This is a genomic window from Leptospira chreensis, assembly GCF_016919165.1.
Classification (GTDB): Bacteria; Spirochaetota; Leptospiria; order Leptospirales; family Leptospiraceae; genus Leptospira_A; species Leptospira_A chreensis.
In genome coordinates this window covers 159,351-182,056 of the sequence record NZ_JAFFPS010000026.1, presented here as the reverse complement: position 1 = coordinate 182,056, position 22,706 = coordinate 159,351, and the positions used below count along the sequence as shown (strand labels likewise).

25 protein-coding genes are annotated in these 22,706 nt (G+C 41.0%); 15 read left to right on the top strand and 10 right to left on the bottom strand.

Features of this window, described 5'->3' with window-relative positions:
• Nucleotides 1–150: 150 nt before the first annotated feature.
• Nucleotides 151–609 carry a hypothetical protein gene (locus JWG41_RS08300; protein WP_205269455.1) on the bottom strand — a complete coding sequence of 153 codons (459 nt, stop codon included), beginning with the start codon at nucleotides 607–609 and terminating at the stop codon, nucleotides 151–153.
• A gap of 306 nt (nucleotides 610–915) precedes the next feature.
• On the opposite strand from JWG41_RS08300, the gene JWG41_RS08295 reads away from it, so the two are divergent.
• From JWG41_RS08295 to JWG41_RS08270, 6 genes are all read left to right on the top strand, one after another.
• Complete coding sequence (locus tag JWG41_RS08295; protein WP_205269454.1) at nucleotides 916–1,875, top strand: Lcl C-terminal domain-containing protein; 960 nt, start codon at nucleotides 916–918, stop codon at nucleotides 1,873–1,875.
• Between the two features lie 103 nt (nucleotides 1,876–1,978).
• The gene (locus tag JWG41_RS08290) at nucleotides 1,979–2,755 is read left to right on the top strand and encodes a GNAT family N-acetyltransferase (protein WP_205269453.1); all 777 of its coding nucleotides are present in this window, start codon (nucleotides 1,979–1,981) and stop codon (nucleotides 2,753–2,755) included.
• Nucleotides 2,752–3,882, top strand: a complete 1,131-nt coding sequence (locus JWG41_RS08285; protein ID WP_205269452.1) for a hypothetical protein — start codon at nucleotides 2,752–2,754, stop codon at nucleotides 3,880–3,882. Before JWG41_RS08290 ends, JWG41_RS08285 begins: the two co-directional genes overlap by 4 nt.
• A 78-nt stretch (nucleotides 3,883–3,960) precedes the next feature.
• The gene (locus tag JWG41_RS08280) at nucleotides 3,961–4,641 is read left to right on the top strand and encodes a biliverdin-producing heme oxygenase (RefSeq protein WP_205269451.1); all 681 of its coding nucleotides are present in this window, start codon (nucleotides 3,961–3,963) and stop codon (nucleotides 4,639–4,641) included.
• 3 nt (nucleotides 4,642–4,644) lie between these two features.
• Complete coding sequence (locus tag JWG41_RS08275) at nucleotides 4,645–5,898, top strand: MFS transporter (protein ID WP_205269450.1); 1,254 nt, start codon at nucleotides 4,645–4,647, stop codon at nucleotides 5,896–5,898.
• Nucleotides 5,899–5,931: 33 nt separating this feature from the next.
• Nucleotides 5,932–6,294, top strand: a complete 363-nt coding sequence (locus JWG41_RS08270; RefSeq protein ID WP_205269449.1) for an LIC13410 family lipoprotein — start codon at nucleotides 5,932–5,934, stop codon at nucleotides 6,292–6,294.
• Between the two features lie 2 nt (nucleotides 6,295–6,296).
• On the opposite strand, the gene JWG41_RS08265 is transcribed toward JWG41_RS08270, so the two are convergent.
• Nucleotides 6,297–7,061 carry an LIC13411 family adhesin gene (locus JWG41_RS08265; RefSeq protein WP_205269448.1) on the bottom strand — a complete coding sequence of 255 codons (765 nt, stop codon included), beginning with the start codon at nucleotides 7,059–7,061 and terminating at the stop codon, nucleotides 6,297–6,299.
• A 63-nt stretch (nucleotides 7,062–7,124) separates the two neighbouring features.
• On the opposite strand from JWG41_RS08265, the gene JWG41_RS08260 reads away from it, so the two are divergent.
• The 4 genes from JWG41_RS08260 to JWG41_RS08245 all read left to right on the top strand — a co-directional run bounded on the left by JWG41_RS08260 (nucleotide 7,125) and on the right by JWG41_RS08245 (nucleotide 11,540).
• Nucleotides 7,125–8,117, top strand: a complete 993-nt coding sequence (locus tag JWG41_RS08260; RefSeq protein WP_205269447.1) for a helix-turn-helix transcriptional regulator — start codon at nucleotides 7,125–7,127, stop codon at nucleotides 8,115–8,117.
• On the top strand, nucleotides 8,110–9,615 hold the full coding sequence (locus JWG41_RS08255; RefSeq protein WP_232373861.1) for a DUF2779 domain-containing protein: 1,506 nt from the start codon (nucleotides 8,110–8,112) through the stop codon (nucleotides 9,613–9,615). The genes JWG41_RS08260 and JWG41_RS08255 overlap by 8 nt, the downstream gene beginning before the upstream one ends.
• A complete protein-coding gene (locus JWG41_RS08250) occupies nucleotides 9,615–10,661 on the top strand; it encodes an alpha/beta hydrolase (RefSeq protein WP_205269445.1) in 1,047 nt (348 codons plus the stop codon). The genes JWG41_RS08255 and JWG41_RS08250 overlap by 1 nt, the downstream gene beginning before the upstream one ends.
• 69 nt (nucleotides 10,662–10,730) lie before the next feature.
• The gene (locus JWG41_RS08245) at nucleotides 10,731–11,540 is read left to right on the top strand and encodes an LIC13212 family protein (protein ID WP_205269444.1); all 810 of its coding nucleotides are present in this window, start codon (nucleotides 10,731–10,733) and stop codon (nucleotides 11,538–11,540) included.
• A gap of 17 nt (nucleotides 11,541–11,557) precedes the next feature.
• Here the strand turns inward: JWG41_RS08245 and JWG41_RS08240 are convergent, their stop codons facing one another.
• Both JWG41_RS08240 and JWG41_RS08235 read right to left on the bottom strand, forming a co-directional pair.
• A complete protein-coding gene (locus tag JWG41_RS08240; RefSeq protein ID WP_004787397.1) occupies nucleotides 11,558–11,785 on the bottom strand; it encodes a hypothetical protein in 228 nt (75 codons plus the stop codon).
• Nucleotides 11,782–13,137 carry an MFS transporter gene (locus JWG41_RS08235; protein WP_205269443.1) on the bottom strand — a complete coding sequence of 452 codons (1,356 nt, stop codon included), beginning with the start codon at nucleotides 13,135–13,137 and terminating at the stop codon, nucleotides 11,782–11,784. Before JWG41_RS08235 ends, JWG41_RS08240 begins: the two co-directional genes overlap by 4 nt.
• Before the next feature lie 69 nt (nucleotides 13,138–13,206).
• Between JWG41_RS08235 and JWG41_RS08230 the strand changes: the two genes are divergently transcribed.
• The 4 genes from JWG41_RS08230 to lpxD all read left to right on the top strand — a co-directional run bounded on the left by JWG41_RS08230 (nucleotide 13,207) and on the right by lpxD (nucleotide 15,751).
• Nucleotides 13,207–13,446, top strand: a complete 240-nt coding sequence (locus JWG41_RS08230) for a (2Fe-2S)-binding protein (protein ID WP_322113120.1) — start codon at nucleotides 13,207–13,209, stop codon at nucleotides 13,444–13,446.
• Nucleotides 13,443–14,084, top strand: coding sequence for a RibD family protein (locus tag JWG41_RS08225; protein ID WP_205269442.1), 642 nt, complete (start codon nucleotides 13,443–13,445; stop codon nucleotides 14,082–14,084). The genes JWG41_RS08230 and JWG41_RS08225 overlap by 4 nt, the downstream gene beginning before the upstream one ends.
• 78 nt (nucleotides 14,085–14,162) lie before the next feature.
• The gene (locus JWG41_RS08220; RefSeq protein ID WP_205269441.1) at nucleotides 14,163–14,597 is read left to right on the top strand and encodes a DoxX family protein; all 435 of its coding nucleotides are present in this window, start codon (nucleotides 14,163–14,165) and stop codon (nucleotides 14,595–14,597) included.
• Between the two features lie 95 nt (nucleotides 14,598–14,692).
• Complete coding sequence (gene lpxD, locus JWG41_RS08215; protein ID WP_205269440.1) at nucleotides 14,693–15,751, top strand: UDP-3-O-(3-hydroxymyristoyl)glucosamine N-acyltransferase; 1,059 nt, start codon at nucleotides 14,693–14,695, stop codon at nucleotides 15,749–15,751.
• A 25-nt stretch (nucleotides 15,752–15,776) separates the two neighbouring features.
• On the opposite strand, the gene JWG41_RS08210 is transcribed toward lpxD, so the two are convergent.
• Together JWG41_RS08210 and mazG are read right to left on the bottom strand one after the other, a co-directional pair.
• The gene (locus tag JWG41_RS08210) at nucleotides 15,777–16,193 is read right to left on the bottom strand and encodes an LIC_13241 domain-containing protein (RefSeq protein ID WP_205269493.1); all 417 of its coding nucleotides are present in this window, start codon (nucleotides 16,191–16,193) and stop codon (nucleotides 15,777–15,779) included.
• Nucleotides 16,193–17,140, bottom strand: a complete 948-nt coding sequence (mazG, locus tag JWG41_RS08205) for a nucleoside triphosphate pyrophosphohydrolase (protein WP_205269439.1) — start codon at nucleotides 17,138–17,140, stop codon at nucleotides 16,193–16,195. Before mazG ends, JWG41_RS08210 begins: the two co-directional genes overlap by 1 nt.
• Before the next feature lie 83 nt (nucleotides 17,141–17,223).
• On the opposite strand from mazG, the gene JWG41_RS08200 reads away from it, so the two are divergent.
• The gene (locus JWG41_RS08200) at nucleotides 17,224–17,736 is read left to right on the top strand and encodes a DUF6580 family putative transport protein (protein ID WP_205269438.1); all 513 of its coding nucleotides are present in this window, start codon (nucleotides 17,224–17,226) and stop codon (nucleotides 17,734–17,736) included.
• Nucleotides 17,737–17,745: 9 nt separating this feature from the next.
• Here JWG41_RS08200 and JWG41_RS08195 read toward each other — a convergent pair whose 3' ends face one another.
• The 4 genes from JWG41_RS08195 to JWG41_RS08180 are packed head-to-tail and all read right to left on the bottom strand — an operon-like array spanning nucleotide 17,746 to nucleotide 22,649.
• Nucleotides 17,746–18,696 (bottom strand): alpha-L-glutamate ligase-like protein, encoded by a 951-nt coding sequence (locus tag JWG41_RS08195; RefSeq protein WP_205269437.1) that lies wholly within the window; start codon nucleotides 18,694–18,696, stop codon nucleotides 17,746–17,748.
• Complete coding sequence (locus JWG41_RS08190) at nucleotides 18,693–20,279, bottom strand: 7TM domain-containing protein (protein ID WP_205269436.1); 1,587 nt, start codon at nucleotides 20,277–20,279, stop codon at nucleotides 18,693–18,695. Before JWG41_RS08190 ends, JWG41_RS08195 begins: the two co-directional genes overlap by 4 nt.
• Nucleotide 20,280: 1 nt before the next feature.
• Nucleotides 20,281–20,850 (bottom strand): ATP-dependent zinc protease family protein, encoded by a 570-nt coding sequence (locus tag JWG41_RS08185; RefSeq protein ID WP_205269435.1) that lies wholly within the window; start codon nucleotides 20,848–20,850, stop codon nucleotides 20,281–20,283.
• Between the two features lie 17 nt (nucleotides 20,851–20,867).
• Nucleotides 20,868–22,649 (bottom strand): chloride channel protein, encoded by a 1,782-nt coding sequence (locus JWG41_RS08180; RefSeq protein ID WP_408611748.1) that lies wholly within the window; start codon nucleotides 22,647–22,649, stop codon nucleotides 20,868–20,870.
• Nucleotides 22,650–22,706: the final 57 nt, after the last annotated feature.

Sequence of the window (22,706 nt, the reverse complement as noted above, 5' to 3'; positions counted from 1 at the left end):
GAAACATCTTGTCTATTTTTCACTTGAGTGGCATATTTATTCCATTCAAAGTCATGATATGGTTTAATAAAAAAAGTATCTTTGATTACTAAGGCGTAGGTAACTAAAACCAGAATACCGAAGACAAAATTCCGCTTTTTATTTTCACCATCAAATATCAGTGAAAAAGGCAAAATACAAAAAATCATTTTTAACAATATATCGAAATCTACTTAAAGAAAAAAGAGAAACACTAAAGGCAGCAAGTAAGATTGCAGAAGCGTTAAAAACAAATGGAATCAATTCGTATGGGAACAGATCAGAAATAAAAGCAATAAGTCTTGGTACAAAATGTATATATCCAGAATACAGTTTAAAAATCGTACTTGGAAATCCAATCACCCACTCATCACGGAGAAATATTGTTCCATCTTCCGCCCATAACTGAGGATGATTCAATGAGTCAGGTCTATGTAAATATAACAAAATGAAGGAAATCAGAAAATTAGAAAAATAAAATATTGTTTCCCGCTCCCATGTTACCAAATGCATTTCAGTATAAGCATTTTTAAAATTAGAATAGGCTTTTCTTAAATTATCGGAAACAAGTCTTTGTATCTTTTTTATCATGTTTTATTTACTTACGAAGTATCCTAATTACATTTACCTTTTGAGGCATTGAACGGAAATTTTGCATATTTCGAAAAGGTTCGTTACAATTTTATAAAATCAATTTATAGTTCAACTAAATTAAAAGCCTAGAAATGCGCGAATTCTTTGCCTAGCTTTCTCGCGAATAGAAATCAATGACGATGAGAACAAACAACAAACTAGAGTGACGCCAAACAAATCTCCATCCCAATGATCCCGATTTCAGGAAATAAATTTCTTTACAACCACCGAGATTCGATTATAAATTTAGCCGGAAGTGCTGTCATGAAACGTTACCTACCCTTTCTCATTTTTCTACTTTTTTGCAAACTTCCTAATTTCAATAATCCAAACGATCCTGGCTCCCAACTTTATTTAGAAACACAACTCATGGGATGCGTACAAAATGGTTCGGCACTTTGTCCACCGTTCCGAGTCAAAGGTTTGGTTTCTGGACTGACCGCAGGCAACACTTTAAAAATCCAATATGAATTGGGCGGAGTTTCCGATTCGATCAATACAAATGGCGCCTTTGATATTGTGACAAGAGGAGGAATATTTCCAAGAGTCTTCATCGCTCAACAACCAAATTCCTTATTTTGTTTTATCACCAATACAGGAACAAAGTTAGGTGATGGTGTCGTTGGTATGGAGATTACCTGCCCTCTCTACAAAGCCATTGTTGACAATCGTATCGTTGGTTACAGCCGGTGTGCTCATGGACAAGAATGGAGTCCCAGTAGCGGAGGTTCTTATGTAGGAAACTGCACAGGGACAGGAACCGCAGGGGACCAATACGGAATTAGTTTGTCTTTAAATTTTTGTAATATCACTCCAACGAATGGATGTACAGGAGATATTGCTGGAGGAGATCTAGCACCCCCACCCTGGATCGGAGTGGCCAACAGTGATATTTATAATGCCTGTAATCAGTATAACACAGCCGTTAAATGGCAAAAAACAAATTGGAGAGTGGCTACAAAAAATGAGTTAAAACACTTAGTCGTTTGTTCCACTGGCCCAACGAGTCCATTGAATGATTTTGTAACTTGTAATGTTGGCTACTCTTCACCAACAATCAATACTCAGATTTTTCCAAACTTTGAAAGTTCTAATGTATTTTGGTCGTCCAATTCATATCCTTTAGATGCGATACAAGCTTACGCATTAGAACTAAACAATGGTCAAATCTATTCACCGGATCAAGATTCGACCAACCAGGTTCTCTGTGTCACGAATTTGTAACATGCCAATCGAAGGCGAAGCAAACGGATTTTCACCTGAATGTCACATTGCCGTAACCGATTCATTTTACCTTATAGGCAGATAAACAAGAGGATAAAATCCGATGAAACCAAATACTATAAACAAAACAGAACGAATTTTAGAGGTTCGTTTAGCTGAAAACCAACTAGAAATTGAAAGAGCACTTGCCTTACGTTATGAAGTGTTCAACTTAGAAATGGGAGAGGGTCTGCCACAATCTTCTGCTACACGTAAAGATCGTGATGAGTACGATTTGTACTGCCACCACTTACTTGTGATCGATAAATCCACAGAAGATACAAAAATCGTAGGAACTTACCGTATTTTAACTCGCCAAAATGCAAAAAACGGAATCGGATTCTACAGCGAAAACGAATTTGATATCACTTCTATTTATAACCTACCAGATGAAATTGCAGAAGTAGGACGTTCTTGCGTTCACCCTGACTACCGTGATGGTTCGGTCATCTCACTTCTCTGGCAAGGCCTTGCTGAGTTCATGAATAAACATAATGTTCGTTATTTGATGGGTTGCGGATCCATCCACTCCACAGATGCAGCAGTTGCTTCCCAATCTTATGGGTTTTTAAAAGCCAAAGATGCGATCGCTCCGGAAGAATTCCGCGTGTTTCCAAATCCTGACTTTGTGATTCCTGGGTTTGATGCCAATTTTCATGTAGAAGACCCTAAATCGATCTCCAAAAATATCCCTCCACTTTTGAAAGGATACCTCCGAGTGGGTGCTAAAATCTGTGGAATTCCTGCACTGGATTCTGTTTTTGGTACTACAGATGTGTTTATTCTTTTCGACCGCAAGGAAATCACGGAGAGATATGCGAAACACTATATGAATGCATGAGCCCTAACCAGGAAATAGATTACCAGCACCCCACAAAAAAGGACCAAGTTCGATTCTTTGCATTTACCTTTTTTTTGGTTCTTACGATCTGTGCCGGTTATTTCCTGGGTCTTCCTCGGTATTATCTCGGATGGTTTTCTTTTGCGATTGCGTCGTTCTCTGTGGCCGGAAACGATGCAGTCCAAACCATCGGAACCTTTATCGAGAGTAAAAAATCAGTTCACTGGCTCCAAAAGATTCTCGTTTTCGGTGGTCTTTTATTTTTAGTCCATTTGATTGCTTGGTTTTTACATGGTCATGAAATCCACTTCCATAGATTAGATTCCATTCCGGAAACCAAAGACTTCAACCTTCTCCAACTCCTAGCACCAGTCCTTCTAGTTGTCATCACAAGACTCCGTGCTCCTGTATCCACAACCTTTCTCGTCTTGGGATTGTTTGGTGGTAAGAGCATCGACCAAATGTTAACAAAATCCTTCTTTGGTTATGGTCTCGCCTTCCTTGTTGCCATTCTTGTTTGGGCCATCCTTGTGAAAGTGGATCCACACGAATACCATGATGTCCATACTCCAGATCCCGTTTCTGAAAGGAGATGGTCTCGTTTGCAATGGCTTTCCACTATGTATTTATGGGTGGCTTGGTTATTACAAGACACAGCCAATATTGCTGTATTTTTACCGCGCCAACTAGGACCGATTGAATTCTTAACAGCAGTCTTTATTCTCATTGCAGCACTTCTTATCATCATCCGTACAAACGGCGGCACCATCCAAAGAGTGGTCTCTGAAAAGTCAGACATCCAATGGGCGAAAGCGGCCACTATCGTTGACTTGGTCTATGGAAGTTTGTTATTCTTTTTCCAATACATAAGTAACATCCCCATGTCTACCACATGGGCTTTTTTAGGACTCCTTGCAGGTCGGGAAATCATTCTCAATGTCATCACCTACCAAGACCTTCCTTATCTGGATACTTTCCGCAAAGTAGGGAAAGACGTGGTCCTTGCCACCATTGGAATTGTGGTTTCGATCCTTGTCTTTTTTCTCTCCTACTTCCTCTACCCCGAACAGAGGGCCAACACCCCGCTCGAATTTTGGAATTCGCCTACCCAGGAAGATTCTCTATAATTTTCTTTGACGTACCCGCAATTGTCAGGGTAGTGTCATATCTGAGATTGATTCTCACATAGAGAAGAAGGAGCCATTATGTCCATAGCAATGATGTTACGAGAAGGAACTGCCGACAAACACCAAGAAACCGAAAAGGTTCCTTATATCCGGGCCATTTTCCGAGGGGGCCTTGATGCCCAAACTTATACATACCAATTGGAAAGTCTACTTGCGGTTTACACCGAGATGGAAGAACTTTACCGCCAAAACAAAGACAATCCTATCCTTGCAAAACTTTATTTCCCTGCTCTCTTCCGCGAAAAATCCCTAAAAGAAGACATCGCAAGTTTCCAAAAGAAATTTAGCACAAAACTTCGTGGTTCTATTTCCCAAGCGACACAGAACTATATTGATCATATCAAAAACATTGCAAAAACAAAACCGGAACTACTCGTAGCACAAGCTTACGTTCGTTACTTGGGAGATCTTTCCGGTGGTCAATCCATCAAAAAAGTAGTAGCAAAAACTTTCGAATTGGAAGGAAATGAAGGAACTGCTTTTTATGAATTTCCTGAAATCGAAGACCTTATGGCATTTAAAGGAATCTATCGCCAAAACTTGGATACTCTCCCTTTGAACGATTCACAAAAAGCAGAACTATTGGCAGAGGCTAACGCCACTTTCGATTTGAATAAATTTTTGTTCATTGAACTCGACTCTGATTTAAAAGAAAATATCGGACTCGAACGTTACCAAACTCTTTTACCAGCAGGTTAATTTTTGGGATTCCCGTATACACTCGTAACTTTAGTTTTTTTATCCATGTTGCCGGTAACAATGATTGTGCCGGTAGTGAAGGATGTAGTAAAGGATCGGTTACTTGGATCCAACTGGGAAGTCGCGTACTTCACGAGCATTCCCATGTTAGGTTCCTTTCTCTTTGCGCCGATTGCGGGAATCATTTCTGATCGTTTTAAAAACAGAAAGTACTTCATCAGTTTTTTCTGTTTTGTTGACGCAGGACTTTTTTATTCACTCACTGTTGTCACCGATATGGGTCTCTTTCTTTTTTTGAGATTCCTTGAGGGAGCTGCCCATATCTTTATCATTGGTCTCCTACTCAGTTCCGCAGCCGATCGTGAAAATGATCCCGATAACAAACGTTATTATGGCAAAGGAATTCTTATGGGAATCACGGGAATGTTTTTATCCCTGGGTGGTGCCTTTGGAATGCCACTCGGAATTCTCGGCCGAAAAAATCCCCTTTTACCATTTTATGTAGGATCTGGAATTCTTATCTTTGTGGGTTTAATGAGTTTACTCATGTTAAAGGACAGAGGGATTCACAGAGTCAAAGATTTTAAGTTAAGTGACCTGAAAACTGCGATCTTTGAAAATCCGTTTTTATTTGTTCCGTTTTTATTCAACTTCATTGATCGTTTTACGGTTGGATTTATTATTTCTTCTTTCAATATCCACCTACGAGAAACGTTGGCCTTTCATCCAGGGATGCTCGGAGTGTTTTTAGGACTCGTTCTTTTTCCGATGAGTTTACTTTCCTACCCTTCCGCACTGCTCGCCCGCAAAACAGGCGTTCTGCCCCTCGTACTCGTGGGATCGACCATTTACGGAATCTTTCTTGGACTATCAGGTACGACCAATGAGTTTTGGTATCTGTTTACATTTTTACTCATCTGCGGGATTGGGGCCGGAGTGATGTTTGTTCCTTCCATGATGCTTGCGAGTAAAATGTCAAAACCGGGACTCACGGCAACCACGATGACTGCCTTTACGGGAGTAGGTTCCCTTGGATTTATGTTAGGGCCTGTTGTTTCTGTACAAATGCAAATGGTCTTTGAATCGGTTTTACCACCTGCTTATAGTTTTTCAGCCCTCTCTTTCTTTTTTGGATTTTTGGAGATTGGACTTGTGTTCTTAACCATTCCTTTTTTCAAAAAGATTTTGGGAAAAATGAACCGAATCGACGAAGAAAGGGAAAAGATATCACTTGCCAACCCTGATCCCCTTCTGTAAAATCTTCCCTTAGTCCATCTTAAGGTAAGGTTTATGATCAAAAAACTTTTGATACTCAGCACACTCGCTTCGGTTCTTTTCTTAGTTTCCTGTTCTTCCGGAAACAAAGTTCAAGCAGGAAGCACTAAAGTTCATCCACACACAGCACTCCGTAAATTAGAAATCGATATGATTAAAGTGGGAGATGGATTGGTAAAAACAGAAGCGGTTCTTGGAAAATCGACTGAAAAATCAATCGATCCTAGCGGAACCGTTTTGGTATGGTATTTTGCAGAAGACCGTGATGTTCCCGAACAATACTATACTTTGAAAGAAAAACCAGATGTAGTAGAAAAGTTTTTGAAACTCACATTTGATCCCAAAAACAAAATCACAGCAAAAGATTTTAAACTATAAAATCATTCCTCTGATGGAGACTCTGTTTCCGCATCTGTAGGAGCGGGGAAAGGAAAACCAGGGAAACTTGGTTTGACTTTTCCTTCCACATCATCATCTAACAAATCGATGGTGGTAAACCCAAGTAAAAAATCAAAAGCTTCCGCAACATTGAATCCCACTCTGGCACCGCCATACACTCCAGCAGCAAATTCCACATTCCAAGAGTAACCAGGCGGGTATCCGTAAGGTTTTTGGTCTTCGGGAGGAAGATACACTAAAAATTCCTTTTGCCCCGTTGAGGCCACCAAGTCCTTGGTTAACTCACGACGGAAATGTTCTTTTTTTCTTTTTTTCCGATCTTTAACAGGGTCATACCAATAAGAATAATAACGCATTTTATAACTTTTTACATTGGCCCTTTCATCAGTAGTGAGAGGGATTCCCTTTTTATCCACGAGCCAATTCCCTTTGGCATCCATTGTGGGAAGTCCCGAATGGAAACTCTCGCCACCTAATACGCCAAAGACGAGTTGTTGTGAATGGTAGGTTCCGAACTGCCCACCACGAAGGCCAACCCCTCGTCCCAAATCTTTTTTACCCATCTCCGACTCTCCTCCTTGGAAGAGAACCCCAATGGGTAAAGGGCCTACTTTAACAGCTGCTCCATACATAGGAGTTTCGGCACCAACGGTGACAATGTCTTGAAAGTCATTTTTACGATTTTTCCAATAAGTGGCACATTGTAGAAACAAAGAAAGACTAAGGATGAGGCCTGTGATTCGCATACTTTTCCAGTTTTTTTCATTTTCTACTTTTCGGAATCAAAAAAACAAACAATTTGGGAAGATATGACTTCTTTTGAAGACTTCCCCATGATTGAAGTGAAAAAAATGAATGAGACAGAGGTTCGTCTCTTTGCATTACTTTTCAATCTACTCCGCGAACCCAAAGGAATCAGCTTCCAAAAATTTCGTAATATCATGCCTCGGTTCTATAAAAATGAGGATATTGAATCAGATCGCAAAAAACTCTACCGCGACCTGAACCAATTAAAAAGCCTTGGATTCAATATCAAAGTGGCACAGTTTGGATACCAATCAGAAGACTACTTCCCTTATTATTTAGAAAAAGAATCAATCAACAGGTCGCTAAAGTTCACCAAAGAAGAGTTAGAATACTTATCGCAAGTGTTGTTTGCCGCTGAACCCACACAGGAAAGTTTTAGCCTTTCCCAAAAACTATTCTCCCACCATCTGGATCTCATTCCTAAATTTGCCAAACAACCCAAAGAGGAATCGGGATCGGAAGAAACACCGGACTCCTCTCATACAGAAAAAATCCTCCAAGCCATCAAAGACAAAAGAGCCCTTACCATCCAATATGGATATGATGCCAGCGAAAGAGTGATTGAACCTTACAGGCTTGTTCGTAAGAATACAACGGACTTCTATCTACTCGCTTATGACCGTGGGAAAAAATCCTTACGCCGGTTCATCCTTCCAAGAATCACTGTGAAAAAAGAATCCAAGGAAGAATTCCAATCCAATCTTAAAATTACAAACCAAGATTTAAACTTCCATCCTTTGTTACTAAAGAAACATCCTGAAATCGAAATTCCCTTCCAAATCCATAATGATTATGAAGATCGTTGGAAGTTGTTTTTAGAAGGGGCGAATTTTGAAAAAGCGGGCGAAGAATACCGAGTGAGAACTACAAACCAAAATGCCCTCTTCCAATTTTTTGTCCTTTCTCCCGAAGCTCTCGTTTCGAGTTCCGAAGTTTGGAAGGAAACCTTCCTATCCTATACAAAACATTGGGAAGACTTATATCAATTTGTCTGATTTAGCCACTACACCCGTTACCAAGTCTCAGTTTTTACAATTCTTACGTTGTAGCAATGCCTTCCATTTGGTAAGAGAGGGACTCGTTCCTAAACCTTCTAGCTCATCTTACGGTGGTTATTTGGAATGGGGAGATTTCCTCCAACTTTGCAAAAACCAATTTCCCGAATCTGTATCCATTGAAAAAACAATGGATAAGGAAGAGAGCATCCAAAAAACAGCAGAGTGGATTTCTGAAAAAAAATCGATCTTCCATGCCCACCTTCGTTTCCAACATTTTGTATCCACTGTAGAGTATTTGGAATATGACTCGGAAAGGGAAGGTTGGATCCTTTGGGACTTTCGCCCGATTGGTTCCGTCAAACAAGACATTCTCAAATCATTTTATTTTCATAAACAAGTGGCCGAAGGAATGTCACTGAATGTCGTCGGATACAAAATCATCCGCATCCAAACCAAATACCTCTTCCCCGGTGGTGACATCAATCCCGCGGATTATCTTCTCGTAGAAGACATAACTTCCAGAATGGCTGCCGATATGGGAACTCGTGAGGAAGAATGGAAACAGTTCCTAGAGGAAGTCGAAAAAACAGGCGAACAATCCGTACGGTTTTCCTTTCTCGATTCCAAACCCAGTTGCCGATCCCTAAAAACCTGTTTGTCTCCCAGTCATTGTGCAAAAGGGAAAGAAAATGCCAAAGAGGTCTTTGACTTCCGAGACAGCTCCGAATTAGCCAAAGGGTGGTTTGCTTTGGGGTACGATTCGTACGAATCTGTACCCGATTCGGAACTCACACCCATCCAAAGGATACAAAAACAAGCGCATATCTCAAAAGAGACATACTTCGACCGGAATGCCTTTGAAAATTACCTAACAAATGTTACAAAAACTGTAGCCTTTTTGGATTTTGAGTCCATCAACCCTTACATCCCTCTTTATCCCGAAACAAGGCCCTTCCAACACGTCCCTTACCTGTATTCCTTACACATTTGGGATAGAGAAAACGATATCCTAACACATAAAACCTACTTACACGAAGATGTGGACACAGACCCTCGAGTTCCCGTCCTAACCCAATTACAAAAAGACCTACCAGAAGGAATCACCATCTTCTCCTTCAATGATTTCTTTGAAAAACTCATCATCCAAGAGACCGCTACAGCCTTCCCTGAGTTTTTAGAGTTCTGGGAAAGAGCCAAATCAATGTTTATCGACCTTGCTATGCCTTTCAAAAAACTTTGGCTCTACCATCCCGGCCAAAATGGGAAAGCATCTCTCAAGGAAATACTGCCTTGTTTTAGTACAGAGAGCCACGGAGGACTTTCCATTCGCGAAGGACAAGATGCAAATTACCAATATTTAAGATTAATAAAAAAGCAGGTGACAGCCGAAGAAAAAAAACGTGTTCTGGAGGATTTGAAAGCTTACTGCAAACTTGATAGTTATGGTTTGTTTTTAATTTATAGAATGTTATTAGAACGATTATCGGTTATTTAATGTTAGGTATCAAAAAATCAGTCGCACAACTTGTCTTTTCGTTACCCGAACATTGGATTTCCACTTTGGTGCGTAAAACAAATCAACCGGAAACCAACCAATTGGATCCGCGTTGTGCATTGGCATGTAACATTGCCAGGTTCCTTCCTAAAATGGAACAAATGAGTCCTGAAAAGGCACGCCGGCACTACCGCGATCAAATGCAGATCTTCGATGAGCCGGAATTTCCCATCCCTCACATCGAAGACAAACTCATTCCCACTCCCAGCGCCTCTTTCATTCCTATCCGAGTCTATAACGCAAATCCTCAAAAAAGAAATCTTCCCACCATACTCTTCTTTCACGGTGGTGGACTCACGATTGGTAACTTAGAGACACATGATAATTTCTGTCGTAAAATGTCTCATTATACAAAGAGCATCGTGATTGCCGTGGATTATCGTTTGGCGCCAGAACATCCTTACCCCGCAGCCCATGATGATGTTTGGCTTGCTTACCAATATGTTCGTAATTCTGCCTATCTCTTTGGAGGATCACCCAATGCCATTGCTGTTTGTGGTGATAGTGCCGGTGCTCTTCTTGCCACTTCTCTTTGTATCAGAGCCAAAAAAGACAAAGTCTCTGTTCCCATATTCCAAGCCCTTCTCTACCCCATGCTTGATACTTCTAAGGAATCAGAAACCTATGAACTTTTTGGAGAGCGTTATGTCCTCACACGTTCCCTAATGCGGTGGTTCATCCAAAACTACCTTCCGAACAAAAAAGACAGACTCACTTCTACCAACTCTCCGGTTCTTGCCGATCCCAAAGAACTCAAAGGCCTCCCGCCGGCGTACATTGGAATCGCAGGATATGACCCTCTCCGGGAAGAAGGGGAAACCTATGCCAAAAACCTCCAATCGGCCGGGGTAAAGGTAGAAGAACGCCATTTTCCCTCTCTCGTCCACGGATACATCCAATTGACAGGCCTCATTCCCAAGGCCCAAGAAGCCGAACAAGACCTCTTCCAGTCCCTGGTGCGTTTTTTTTCTGCAAGAAAAATCTGAGTCAGTCCATTCAAGAATCGACAAGGAAGGATTCGATACTATAAAAGACAGAAATCTCTGAGGTACGTCATGATTCTACGATTCTCCATCACTCTCGCTTTCCTACTTGGGATTTCGGCACTCTACGCTGAAAAACCGGCCTCTGCTACCTTAAAAGAACGAGAGACCCAAAAACAAATCGACCTACAAAGAAAAAACGGATTTGGGGATAACGAAATCGATACCCTCCACGCCAGTATCAGTGGGAACTTGAAGAAAATTAAAAAACTCCAAGATTTGGGAGTGGATAAAACAGCTGCGCAGTATTTGGCACACACTCCAGAATCTCACAAAGAACTTTATAAAAAAGATAAAGATGGAAAACCTTACTTGGAAATCAAACTTCCACAAGGGCAGTCTTACATTGATTATCCGACAGTATTTTTGTATGATGGAATTGCTTATATTTACCCTAAAGAAGACTATAGCGACTTAGACAAAATCATCCTTGCTTTCCGCCGAGTGAATGCTGATGGAACGATTCATGTCAAAGAAATGAGACGACTCATCAATCCTTCTCCAAAATCAGAAAGTGCAGAAAAAGATGAAAAGGGAGAAGCTAAGTTAGATACAAACTCTGATATCCGATTGGAATACTTCCGATCTCTTACTTCAGATACCATTTGGCCGAACGACCCTGTCCAACCCGCTGAGCCGGACATTGCCATGATTCTCAATGATGAAAAAGATCCTTTGCCTTATGACAAACAAAAACATATCATGAGATCTTATAAAAAGATGTTACGTAAGATTGCGAAACAAACTGCATTCCAACTCAGAAATATTGAGTTAGATCAAAAACAAATGATTACAAAAATTTTGGATTACAACACCAACTAAAAAACAACGAACCCTTTTTACGTTTGTTGTTTTTCTCTCCGACTGATGAGGAGCTGCGAAATCGTCTGCTCCTCTGTCACATACTTCCTCTTTAAATACGAAAGTGCATTGTTAATAAAACGAGGTACTTTCTTTTCCGCATCCAATAGATCCATCTTGGTTAACATCAGTTCATCGATGGTGGCGAGAGCCAAATTTCTTTGGCTCTGGTGTAATTCGAAATCGTCCTCGTCTTCTATGATCATGGTTTTTCTTGAAAACGTGAAGCCGCTTCCACTCCCCTTTCTTCGTTTACAAACAAGTTAATGATTAGCGATAGAAAATAGAAAAAAGCCACCACAAGGAAGGCATTTCTCAGAGAGACTAAAGTTTGGATGTATCCAAAAAGGAAAAGTCCCGCCGCCGCCGCAATCTTTCCAGAAAGACCCCACATTCCAAAGAATTCTCCCGATTTCGATTCAGGACTAAAGATACCCACAAGGGCTCTCGAAGCCGATTGAGTGGAACCAAGTCCCATTCCCGCAAGAGAAGAAATGAATACAAATACCCACTGCACAGTCCATGTTTTACCAAGAGTCGCATTGGCAAAGTTTGTGATATCATAGACAAAATAAATCAAAGCACAAGTCACAAGCCAAAGAACAAGTGTAAGGTTGAATGTTTTTTTAGCACCAATGCTATCTTGGATAACTCCGAAAGCAAGGGCACCGACTGCTGCAAAAATTTGAATGAAGATGAACATGGCTTGTTTGTGTTCGGCTTCAATATGAATCTCTTGAGATCCGTAAATGAAAGCAAAGGAAATCACAATGGCAAGGGCCGCCATAGTAAAAAACAAAGATACCAAATAGATCATCAAATCTTTGAACTGACTGGCATCCTTTAAGGTTTGGATCACACGATCCTTTCCAATTTTGAAATAATTTACATTATGGGAAACACCGAGTGGCAAATGTGGTTCTTTGAGAAATAGGAAAGTAGGAATGGCCGCAATCAAAAAGAAAATCGCAGTATAAGGCCCCACTAACTTTAAGTTTTGAAAGTTGTCTAGAGTGTAATCGCCGAGGGTTGTCGCAAGGGCCACAGAACCGATTCCACCGAAGTATCCAATTCCCCATGCATATCCAGAAATTTTTCCCAGGTCCTCTTTCGATCCAAGAGAAGGTAAAAAACTGGAGGCAAAGTTTTCGCCCGAAGCAAAGAAAAAATTGGAAAGGGCAACAAGAACCATCCCAAGCCAAACCATTCCCGGTTCCACGTAATAAAGCAAAAAGGTAGCGATGACACAACCCACATAACTTAAGAAAAGGAAGAGTTTTTTCTTAGAACTATAGTCTGTAATGGCTCCAAAAATGGGTCCGGTAGACACCACAAACAAATAGGAAGCCGCAAGGGCCCAAGCCCAAAGGGAATTTCCCATCCGGTACGGATTGTCCGAGGCCATATCCGCCGGGACAACGAGTCTCGTAAAAATTTCGCAATAAACAACACTGATGATGACAGTCGTATAGGAGGAGTTCGCAAAATCGAACATACACCATCCAAAAATTTCACGGTTTTTTTTCTTTTTGGCTTCCGGGCTTTTGTCTTGGGACATAGAGGTTGTTAGAATTTTCCTTGGTTCAAAGTAATTAAAGAGTTTCCCTCCCTTTCGTAAATCTGTCAAATGAATAGTTCAGGTATGGATCCTTTCGATTTAAATTCCCTTATGAGACCCAAACGGGTCTGTTTATGTCGAATGGTGACTGAAGATGAATTAGTCCGTGCCATCCATGCTGGTGCCGTGACAATGGAACAAATCAGGGAAACCACAAGGGCCTCTACCGGCTGCGGCACCTGCTCGATGCAGGTGTACCACATCCTCCAGCGCGAATTGCAGAATCTCTCACGGAGGAAAATTTCATGAAATTATCGATCAATATGGCCATGACCTTGGACGGAAAGGTCGTTCGACCGGATGGTCGTTGGTATGGCCTCACTTCCAGCGAAGACAAAACCCAAATGGATGTCTATCGTTCGCAATCCGATGCGATTCTTGTAGGAAAAAACTCTATATTAAACGACAACCCCATTGTCAAAATCCGAGCCGTGCCCAATGCCCTAAACCCAAGGCCCGTCATTTTGGTTCGTAAAGGCACACTCCCCCCGGACAAACATGTCTTTGAAGAATCCGACCATATTCCTCTTATCATTTGCACCAAATCGAATCTAAAAGAAATCAAAACCAGTTTAGAGAACAAAGCCGAGATCTTTGCTTTGGATTCTGATGACATCGACCCCAAAAAAGTCACAGGGATTCTGAAACGAAAAGGTTATAAAAACGTCCTTTTAGAGGGTGGCCCCAAACTCAATTTCTCCTTTTTGGAAGCAGACCTTGTCGATCGCATCTATGTGACTGTGGTTCCTTTTATCATTGGAAAGACGGGACTTGCAGGGATTGCCGACAGGAATTCCGAACTCCCCGGTTTTGACAAGAACGGCTGGACCCTAAAAGACCATTTTGCCAAAGGAAACGAAATCTTCCTCGTTTACGAAAAAGGTTAATTTTTTTTAAAATAAGCATTGACGGGTGTATCATCATTAAATAGTTTGATATTAAACTATTTAGCAATAAGAGGTTCTATGTTTTACAAACTACTCGCAACGAATAAAGACATCACACTCACCATCCTCCGCGTCACTCTCGGAGTTGTGATCCTTCCCCACGGAGCTCAAAAAGTTCTAGGTGCATTCGGTGGATACGGCTTCGAAGGAACTTTGGGTTTCTTTACAGGACAATTGGGCATTCCGTATTTCTTTGCTGTACTTGCCATCATCGCTGAATTCTTTGGTGCACTTGGTCTCATCCTTGGACTTTTCACAAGAGTTGCTGCATTTGGAATTTTTTCAACAATGCTTGTCGCTGCAGTTCTCGTTCACTTACCAAACGGTTTCTTTGCTGACAAGGGTGGATTCGAATATCAACTTTTGACTTTCGGACTTGCGATTCCTCTGATCATCAAAGGTGCTGGTTCGTTTTCCCTTGATGATATTATTGCACATAAAATCGAAGGATAATCATCTATAAAATCTTGACTAAGACTATCTAATAGTGTTAGCCAAACTTTGACCTCTCTGATTCCTTGTCTTAAACCATCGATAAGGAATCGGAGATGAACCAAATCAACCTTTCTACTCTCCAGTCACTACTACCAGAAGCAAAGTTTCAAAATACAGATAGTATCGTTTCTGTTTCTTTTACTGGACTCACCTCACTTTCATTAGCTTCTACAACTGAAATTTCTTTTGTAGCAAACAAAACTTTTGTCAATGATGCTAAAGCATCCAAAGCACCTTTACTCGTTGTATCTTCCGATCTTGCGGAATTACTCACTGAAAAAGCTTTGATCATTGTTCCTAAAGTAGAACTAACCACTGCCAAAATCATTCGACACTTTTTCCCAGAAAAACAACCTACAGGAAAACAAAGTGCACATATCATCATTGACCCAACTGCTAAAGTTGGATCCAACACAGACATCGGACATTTTGTAACCATTGGAAAAGATTCAGTCATCGGAAAAGATTGTATCATTGAAGACGGCGTGAAAATCGGAGATCGAGTTCAAATCGGTGATGGTGCTCGCATTGGAAAAAACTGTGTGTTTTTTGATGATACCATCGTTGGAAAACGTTTCATTGTATTTGGAAATTCTAGTTTTGGTGGCGATGGATTTGGATTTGTTTTTGCCGAAGGCAAACATAACAAAATTCCACAAGTGGGTCGAGTGGTGATTGGAGACGATGTGGAAGTAGGAAGTAACTGTACCATCGACCGCGGTGCTCTTACCGATACAACAGTTGGGAATGGATGCAAATTTGACAATATGGTTCATATTGCTCACAACTGTACGGTGGGAGATCATGTCATCATTGCAGGTCAGTCCGGTCTTGCGGGAAGTGTCACTCTTGGAAACCATGTCATCATTGGTGGTGCTTGTGCCATCAGCGACCACTTAACACTCATCGACGGAACCATCGTTGCCGGTGGATCAAGCCTTCGAAACTCTCCTAAAACTAAGGACGTCTGGGTTGGTTGGGACTTAGGTCTGACCTTCCCAGAGTTTCAAAAGTATCGAGTGAACATCAAAAACATTGTGAACTTAAACAAATGGCTCAAACGGATTGAAAACATTGAAAAGAAAGTAGGGATTGAAACAAAAGAATCTTAAATAGGATTTTAATTCCTTCTACCTTTTAAGAAATCGAATCTACATACAATTGGATTCGATTCTGGATGTCTTTATGAATGGACGGATCGGGAAACGGAATGGGATTTCCTTCCGGATCTGTCCAGAGAAACTTCCCCTCTTCTGATTTTCTAAGACTCAAATAAAAGATGGGAGCCGGGTTTCGTCGATTCCCCTCCAAACCACCTAACCTAAGAGTGACGGAACCCATATCCGAAACCACCCATTCCAAAATCTGCCCCATTTGTTCTGTCTTCCAACGAATGGGAAAGGGAATCTCTTCCTTCGTTTCAACAAACTTTTGAGAACCAGGATCCAAATTTTTTTGTGTGTTGGCTTCAGGATATTCGGCAAGTAACCAATGAAAGGCACGAAGGGATTCCTCTTTTAAAAATGGTAAATCGTTTAAATCGAGAGCCTGCATCATTCGTTTGGACGGGAACCTTGATTCAGGGATCCTTCGTCATTCTTGGAAGAGTTTTCCATTGTAGTGTTTTTGGAACTGGAAGCTTTCGTGGAAGGTATTGCGGATTTTGCTTTTAGTTGTAACTTTGCTTGGTCCCAAAACAAATCCAGTTCCTCTAAGGAATGATCCTTTAGAGTTTTTCCCGTTTCAGAAACTAAGTCTTCTACAATACGGAACCGAGTCTCAAACTTTTCATTCGCACGGCGAAGGCAGGTTTCTGGATCGATAGAGAGTTTGCGAGATAAGTTCACTAATAAAAAGAATAGATCCCCTAACTCATCTTCCACTCTTTCGTCATAAGATAATTTTTTGGAATCTAAAGATCCTTTGGATTGTAACTCCAAATCCAGCTCCCCTATTTCTTCCTGAAACTTTTCAAATACTCCAGAAACAGTGGGCCAATCAAATCCTTGTTTGGTGACTTTGCTTTGGATTTTTTCAGAACGTTGGATGGCAGGAAGTGCTTTCGGAATTCCTGCGAGAATACTTTTATCAGAATCTGTTTTTCCTTTGGATTCTTTTTCTTTTTGTTTTAACTGATCCCATTGGTTAAGAACCTGTTCCCCGGAATTGATTCCAGATTGGCTCCCATAAACATGAGGATGGCGAAAGACTAATTTTTGGAATACATCATTTGCCACGTCCTCAAAACCAAAGGCACCGCGTTCTTTTGCCAATTGGCTATGAAAAGTGATCTGAAAAAGCAAGTCCCCGAGTTCTTCTTTGAGGTGGTTGTCGTCACCTCGTTCGATGGTATCCACCACCTCGTAGGTTTCTTCGAGTAAATGGGGAATGACAGAAAGATGGGTTTGTTCTTTGTCCCAAGGACAACCTTCCGGGCTACGGAGGTCCGCTGTCAAAGCGAGTAGGTTTTCCAGGGGTGAATCAAAATTAGGAGGGTTCACTGATTGTATTTTTCCCGAACCTTGCGGGAAGCAAACGGAAATTTTATCTTGCGAAAGCCCCCCCCCTTTACGAGTCTATCCCTATGTTCCAATCCCGTGTCTCCGTTGCCATCCTGATGGTGATCGCTACTGTCATCAGCCGTATCCTACCACACCCACCGAATTTTACGCCGATTTTGGCCGTTTCTTTGTTTTCGGGTGCCTATTTGACAGACAGACGACTTGCTCTTTTAGTTCCTATTTTGGCGATGCTCGTTTCCGATTTCTACATTGGGTTTCATGACCTAATGCCTGTGGTTTACGGATTTATGATTCTGGCAGTCCTTTTTGGAAAACAAATTGGATCTTCTCTTACCAAATCCTTTGGATTCACAGTGGTTGGATCGGTAATCTTCTTTGTTCTCACAAACCTTGCGGTTTGGGCAACAAGCGGAATGTATACTTTGGATTGGTCCGGACTTGTGACTTGTTTCACACTTGCCATTCCTTTTTTCCAAAACTCGATTGCAGGGGACTTAGTGTATTCTGGAATCCTTTTTGGATCCATGGCATTTCTCAACAGAACCGTATTTGTTACGGCAAAACAAAACGCTTAATTTCTTTTTTCACAACTCTTGAAAGATTCGGTGGACTCTGGTTGCAGGACCATCCGCCGAATTTCTGATTTTCTCCACCAACTGCAAACGATCTCGTAACCCCATCCGATTCGCAATTTGAATTCCAAGTCCTGGCCTTGCATTCATTTCGAGGAGCAATGGACCCCTTGCTTCATCGAGTACGATGTCCACACCTAAGTATCCCAAGCCAGACATATCGTAACACCGAGAGGCCATCTCCAAAATAGTTTCCCAGTGAGGTAAGATTCTTCCGCTTAATGTTTGTTTTGTGTCTGGATGGAGATGAATGATTTTGTCATTACATACCGAATGAGTGAGAGTTCCTGTACGAAGATCCACACCCACTCCAAGTGCTCCTTGGTGGAGGTTCGCCCTTCCCCCGGATTCCTTTGTGGGCAAACGTAACATGGCCATTACAGGATAACCTAAAAATACTATCACACGAATGTCAGGAATCCCACGAAAAGAAATCTCTTTAAAAAAAGAATGGCATTCCAATCTTTCTTGTAAAATACAAGAATCGGAATTTCCATCCAAGGAATACAATCCCGATAGAATTCCTGAGATATGATGTAACAGTTCTTTTTCAGAAAGGGTTTTATCATCTACCTTATGATATTGAATGGAACCATTCTTAGATTCCGATTCACGAGTAATGACAAGGATTCCATTCCCCATACCACCGTTAGCTGGTTTGACAACAAAACCGTGTCTACCTTGAATGAGCTCCCTTGTGTTCCGGATTCCACCAAAAGCGTCCACTACTCCATAATGGTAGGGCATGGGAACATGGAACTGCCTCGCCAGTTCTGCCGTTTTCCATTTATCATCAACTAGCGGATAATATTCTCTTGGGTTGTAGGGCAAAATGTATTCCCCAATCCTGCGATTGATTCCAAGGACACCCTCCCCTTCAAATTTTTTGAAAAGAGAAATCACGATTTAAATATTTCCTTAAACCGAAAGATTTCTGATACACGATACCCTTTGTATTGTCCAAGAAGGATTTGGATGGCGATCACAACGAGTAATAATTCGGGGTGAGTGAAAAAGAGGATTTGTAAAGAACCAAAGAAAAAAATCATATAACCGATGAGTGCAATGAGTAACGTTCCCGCTAAAGTAACAAAGGTATTGAGTATACCTTCTTCAATGATCATAATTGAAAATCTTTCGATAAAAATGGTTGTGATAACAATAGGGAACAAAGTCACACTCATTTGATTGAAAAAAGAAATCTCTTCGTTCAGAACAGAAAATAGAATCAAACTAATGACTGTGATCGTGAGTAAAATAGAAAGCCTAGGCACTGCGAGTAGATAGTATTTATCCAAGGCATACCTTTCAAAAAAACCAAGACCAATCATCAAAAGAAAAAAACTAATCCCAAATAGGAGATTGGTTTCATAAAAAAACATAGCAAGCAATATGGGAGTGAAAATTCCAAAGGTAGGAATCCCAATCATATTCCGAGCCACAGACAAAACCAAGGCCCCAATTGGAATGAGGATTACCAAACGAAATAAATTCTGCAGCGGTGTGGGTAGGCTATACAAAGAATAATATCTTAAAAAACTATTACTGGAGGCAACTTCATCACTATACTCTTTAAAATTATAACGATTGACATTGGATTTTGTGATATATGCCGTATAACGGAATGTAGCTGGGTCTTCGCCGAGAGATCTTCTTTCCTCCACAGATTTCCAAAGAGGAAGGTATCCATTCACAGCACTCGCAAAACTATTTTTGTAGGTAGATACAAAATACCATTTCCCATGAATTCGAATCTCATTCCAGAAACTGAGTTTTGCTTTGTTGTCTTTTGCACTTTGTTTGGACAAATCAAAACCAGCCACAGTTCTTGTTTGGATTCCTTTCATTCGACAAAGTAAAGAAAATAACATGGCTTGCGTGTAAGCACTGCCATTGTTCAAACGAATGGTGTCGGCGAGTGTGATCTCTTTGGTTGTATTTAGAACTTCTTCAGAAATAAAATAATAAATTTGTTTAGCGGCCGCAACATTGTCTTTGTCATAAGGATGGATTTGTTCAAATAACTTTTTGGCCAAACGTATCTCTTCAGAAGAATAATTTTTGAGAGATAGGTAATATGGTTCTTTGGTAACCTGTTTTCCCGTTGGATTCGGAATTTCTGGTTCAGGGTTGGAGTGTGCATATGGTAGGATTTTTATTTTTGCATAATACCCAATGGAAGAATTCCAATCTTCTCCTTCCCAAATTCCCAAATGTCCATATTGTTTTTTTTGTAATCGAAAATCCAAATCTTCCACTTTGGTATTGGATTTAAGGACTCGCGATTGGATGAATTGTTTGGGAACGGGAAAGGTCACTTCCGAAAGAGCCACATTTTCTTTTGGCAAAATGACTACTTGTAAATTGACTGTATCATCTACTTCTACAGGAAGTAAAGACAACTCAGCAACATTCAACTTATAAAGAATCGAAACTATAGGCAGAATGATTAGTATCGATACTGTAATTAAAGTTTTGCGATCCAAACTAATCCCCTAATTGATGGGATAAGGATACATCGACTAAAAACTTACCCATTAAATAATTTCGACCAATAAGGATGGGATAGGTCAAATTAGTTCTATCATTCAAATTGATGATCACTTCCTCTTTATACTTTCCCATCTTCATCACTTCGCTGATGATGATTCGATTTTCAGAAACCCCGGATGTACTGGTCACTTTTGCTTCTTTGACAAATTTACTTTTTAGCCGGACCGGTTTTTCATCCACAAAGGTATCAAAGAAAACGAATACCTCTCCATTTTCGGTGACCCTTTCAATATTAATTGCATGAATGGAACAAGATTTGGCACCAGTGTCAACCCTGGCACGGAGTTTGAGTTTCCAATTGGGGAATTCAACCCATTCCACTCGACCAATGATGGGTTTTAAATATTGAGGAGGAATGACGATGGGTTTGATATGAGAATCTGGTTTTTTCTCAATAATTTGTTTGGATCCAAAACAATTGGCTAATAAAAAAATATATCCGACTACAAGTAAGAATAAAAATCGATGTAACAAATGCCCCACTAGGGCTCGTGAAAATTTCATAAAATGGCTAATGAATCTCATACTGACTTACGCTGTTTATTTTTCACTTCATTTTGGTATGCGTTGAACAAATCAATGTACCGCAAATAACCCAAACATTTACCATCTTCAACAATCGCAAGTTTGTCGACATCATATTCTAATAGAATTTGGAGGGCTCGGCCCAAAGTATCATTCGTGCAAACAGAAGGAACATCCTGCACAATTTCTCCGCAAGTGATCAGGTTTTTCAAATCTTCTTCAAATTCTGGAAGGATTCTATTTTTTCTAAGCGAGATAATCCCCTTATACTCTTCTCCTGCCCCCAGTAAAATGAAATCACTCGCTTGGATTCCCGGTGCATTGGATTGTAATTCTGTAAGAGAAAGGTGTTCGGAGACCATAGCATACTTACGAAACTCAGAAAAATGATCCGTGATACGAATCCGATCCATAATGTCTTGATTCATATCCCAATGATGAGAGGGGGACAAAAATCTATTTTTGATTTGATTGCGATAAATAGAAATTCTGTGAGACAATACCACTGCAATCACGGACACAATCATGAGTGGTGGTAGAAGTTCATAACTTCCAATCATATCACAAACCATAATCATTCCGGCAATGGGGGCCCTTGCCACACCGGCAAAAAAAGATCCCATACCTACCAAAAGAAAGGGGAAAATAATGATACCAAGTTCTGGAAACAACACCTGAGCCATAGTGCCCACAAAGGCACCTAACATTCCACCGATGGCAAAGGATGGCCCGAGTAATCCACCGGAGCTTCCCGATCCAACAGTGAGCGAAGTAGAAAATACTTTGAAAAGGGCAACAGCCAAAAGAAAAAATGGACCCGAAAATCCGAAACTTGTGGATTGTAGAACTTCTCCATTGATCATTCTTTGAATGAGTCCAAACCCAGAACCTAAAACTTCAGGAAACAAAAGAGCAATACAGCCAACAATCAGTCCACCAAACGCTGGTTTTAAGTAGTTCGGTAAGGGAAGTTTAGAAAACAAATCTTGCACTAGATGGTATACCTTAACAAAAAAGTATCCGACCACATAACAAAGAAGACCAAGAACAATGTATAATGGGATGTGCCTGTAATCATGAAGGCTATACTCTTGTGCAGAAAATAAAGAACCACTTCCTGCAATACTTGTATAAGTAAGGTATGCGGTGACTGAAGAGAGAATACAGGGAACCAAAGAATCACTTTCGATGTCTTCTTGGTAGACCATCTCCACCGCAGTGATCGCACCCCCGAGAGGAGCACGGAATATGGCCCCAAGTCCCCCCGCCGTTCCCGCCAACATCAATGTCCTTCGCGCACGTGCACCGGCCCCAAGAAACCCAGCGAGACTAGAACCAAATCCAGCGCCAATTTGTGCCGTTGGTCCTTCCTTTCCCCCTGATCCACCGGAACCTAACGTAAGTATGGTGGCGAGAGCTTTATAAAACGGAACTTTGGCCCGAATCTTTCCTTCATTGAAATGGAATGCATAGATTAAAGAGTCGGTCCCGCCACCTTGCGCTTCCGAACAAAAGAAGGTGGTGATGATCCCAACAAGAAGTCCCCCGACAGCAGGTAAAAAAACAATCCAAAGAGGGGAAATGGGCCCGGCACTACCAATCGAATGGAAATGCAAATCACCAGAAGGGATTCCAGGGTCATAACCCATAAGGTTACCAAAGGTAAAGGATTCTGTCCAAGTTAAGGCCCAATTGAATCCATAGGCTCCAAAACCAGAAAGGAGACCGATGAGTAAGGAATAGACATAAATCGATCGCGGTCCCTGGATAGAAAACACTCCCTTTAGACCGAAATTTAACCCCATTGGGCAAGATTGTAAATTCGTGTAAATTTC

Excerpts from the sequence above, each read along its gene's own strand:
- JWG41_RS08300 (WP_205269455.1), bottom strand. The coding sequence starts at position 609 with ATGATAAAAAAGATACAAAGACTTGTTTCCGATAATTTAAGAAAAGCC.
- JWG41_RS08295 (WP_205269454.1), top strand. The coding sequence starts at position 916 with ATGAAACGTTACCTACCCTTTCTCATTTTTCTACTTTTTTGCAAACTT.
- JWG41_RS08290 (WP_205269453.1), top strand. The coding sequence starts at position 1,979 with ATGAAACCAAATACTATAAACAAAACAGAACGAATTTTAGAGGTTCGT.
- JWG41_RS08285 (WP_205269452.1), top strand. The coding sequence starts at position 2,752 with ATGAGCCCTAACCAGGAAATAGATTACCAGCACCCCACAAAAAAGGAC.
- JWG41_RS08280 (WP_205269451.1), top strand. The coding sequence starts at position 3,961 with ATGTCCATAGCAATGATGTTACGAGAAGGAACTGCCGACAAACACCAA.
- JWG41_RS08270 (WP_205269449.1), top strand. The coding sequence starts at position 5,932 with ATGATCAAAAAACTTTTGATACTCAGCACACTCGCTTCGGTTCTTTTC.
- JWG41_RS08265 (WP_205269448.1), bottom strand. The coding sequence starts at position 7,061 with ATGCGAATCACAGGCCTCATCCTTAGTCTTTCTTTGTTTCTACAATGT.
- JWG41_RS08260 (WP_205269447.1), top strand. The coding sequence starts at position 7,125 with ATGACTTCTTTTGAAGACTTCCCCATGATTGAAGTGAAAAAAATGAAT.
- JWG41_RS08250 (WP_205269445.1), top strand. The coding sequence starts at position 9,615 with ATGTTAGGTATCAAAAAATCAGTCGCACAACTTGTCTTTTCGTTACCC.
- JWG41_RS08245 (WP_205269444.1), top strand. The coding sequence starts at position 10,731 with ATGATTCTACGATTCTCCATCACTCTCGCTTTCCTACTTGGGATTTCG.
- JWG41_RS08240 (WP_004787397.1), bottom strand. The coding sequence starts at position 11,785 with ATGATCATAGAAGACGAGGACGATTTCGAATTACACCAGAGCCAAAGA.
- JWG41_RS08235 (WP_205269443.1), bottom strand. The coding sequence starts at position 13,137 with ATGTCCCAAGACAAAAGCCCGGAAGCCAAAAAGAAAAAAAACCGTGAA.
- JWG41_RS08230 (WP_322113120.1), top strand. The coding sequence starts at position 13,207 with ATGAATAGTTCAGGTATGGATCCTTTCGATTTAAATTCCCTTATGAGA.
- JWG41_RS08225 (WP_205269442.1), top strand. The coding sequence starts at position 13,443 with ATGAAATTATCGATCAATATGGCCATGACCTTGGACGGAAAGGTCGTT.
- JWG41_RS08220 (WP_205269441.1), top strand. The coding sequence starts at position 14,163 with ATGTTTTACAAACTACTCGCAACGAATAAAGACATCACACTCACCATC.
- lpxD (WP_205269440.1), top strand. The coding sequence starts at position 14,693 with ATGAACCAAATCAACCTTTCTACTCTCCAGTCACTACTACCAGAAGCA.
- JWG41_RS08210 (WP_205269493.1), bottom strand. The coding sequence starts at position 16,193 with ATGCAGGCTCTCGATTTAAACGATTTACCATTTTTAAAAGAGGAATCC.
- JWG41_RS08200 (WP_205269438.1), top strand. The coding sequence starts at position 17,224 with ATGTTCCAATCCCGTGTCTCCGTTGCCATCCTGATGGTGATCGCTACT.
- JWG41_RS08185 (WP_205269435.1), bottom strand. The coding sequence starts at position 20,850 with ATGAAATTTTCACGAGCCCTAGTGGGGCATTTGTTACATCGATTTTTA.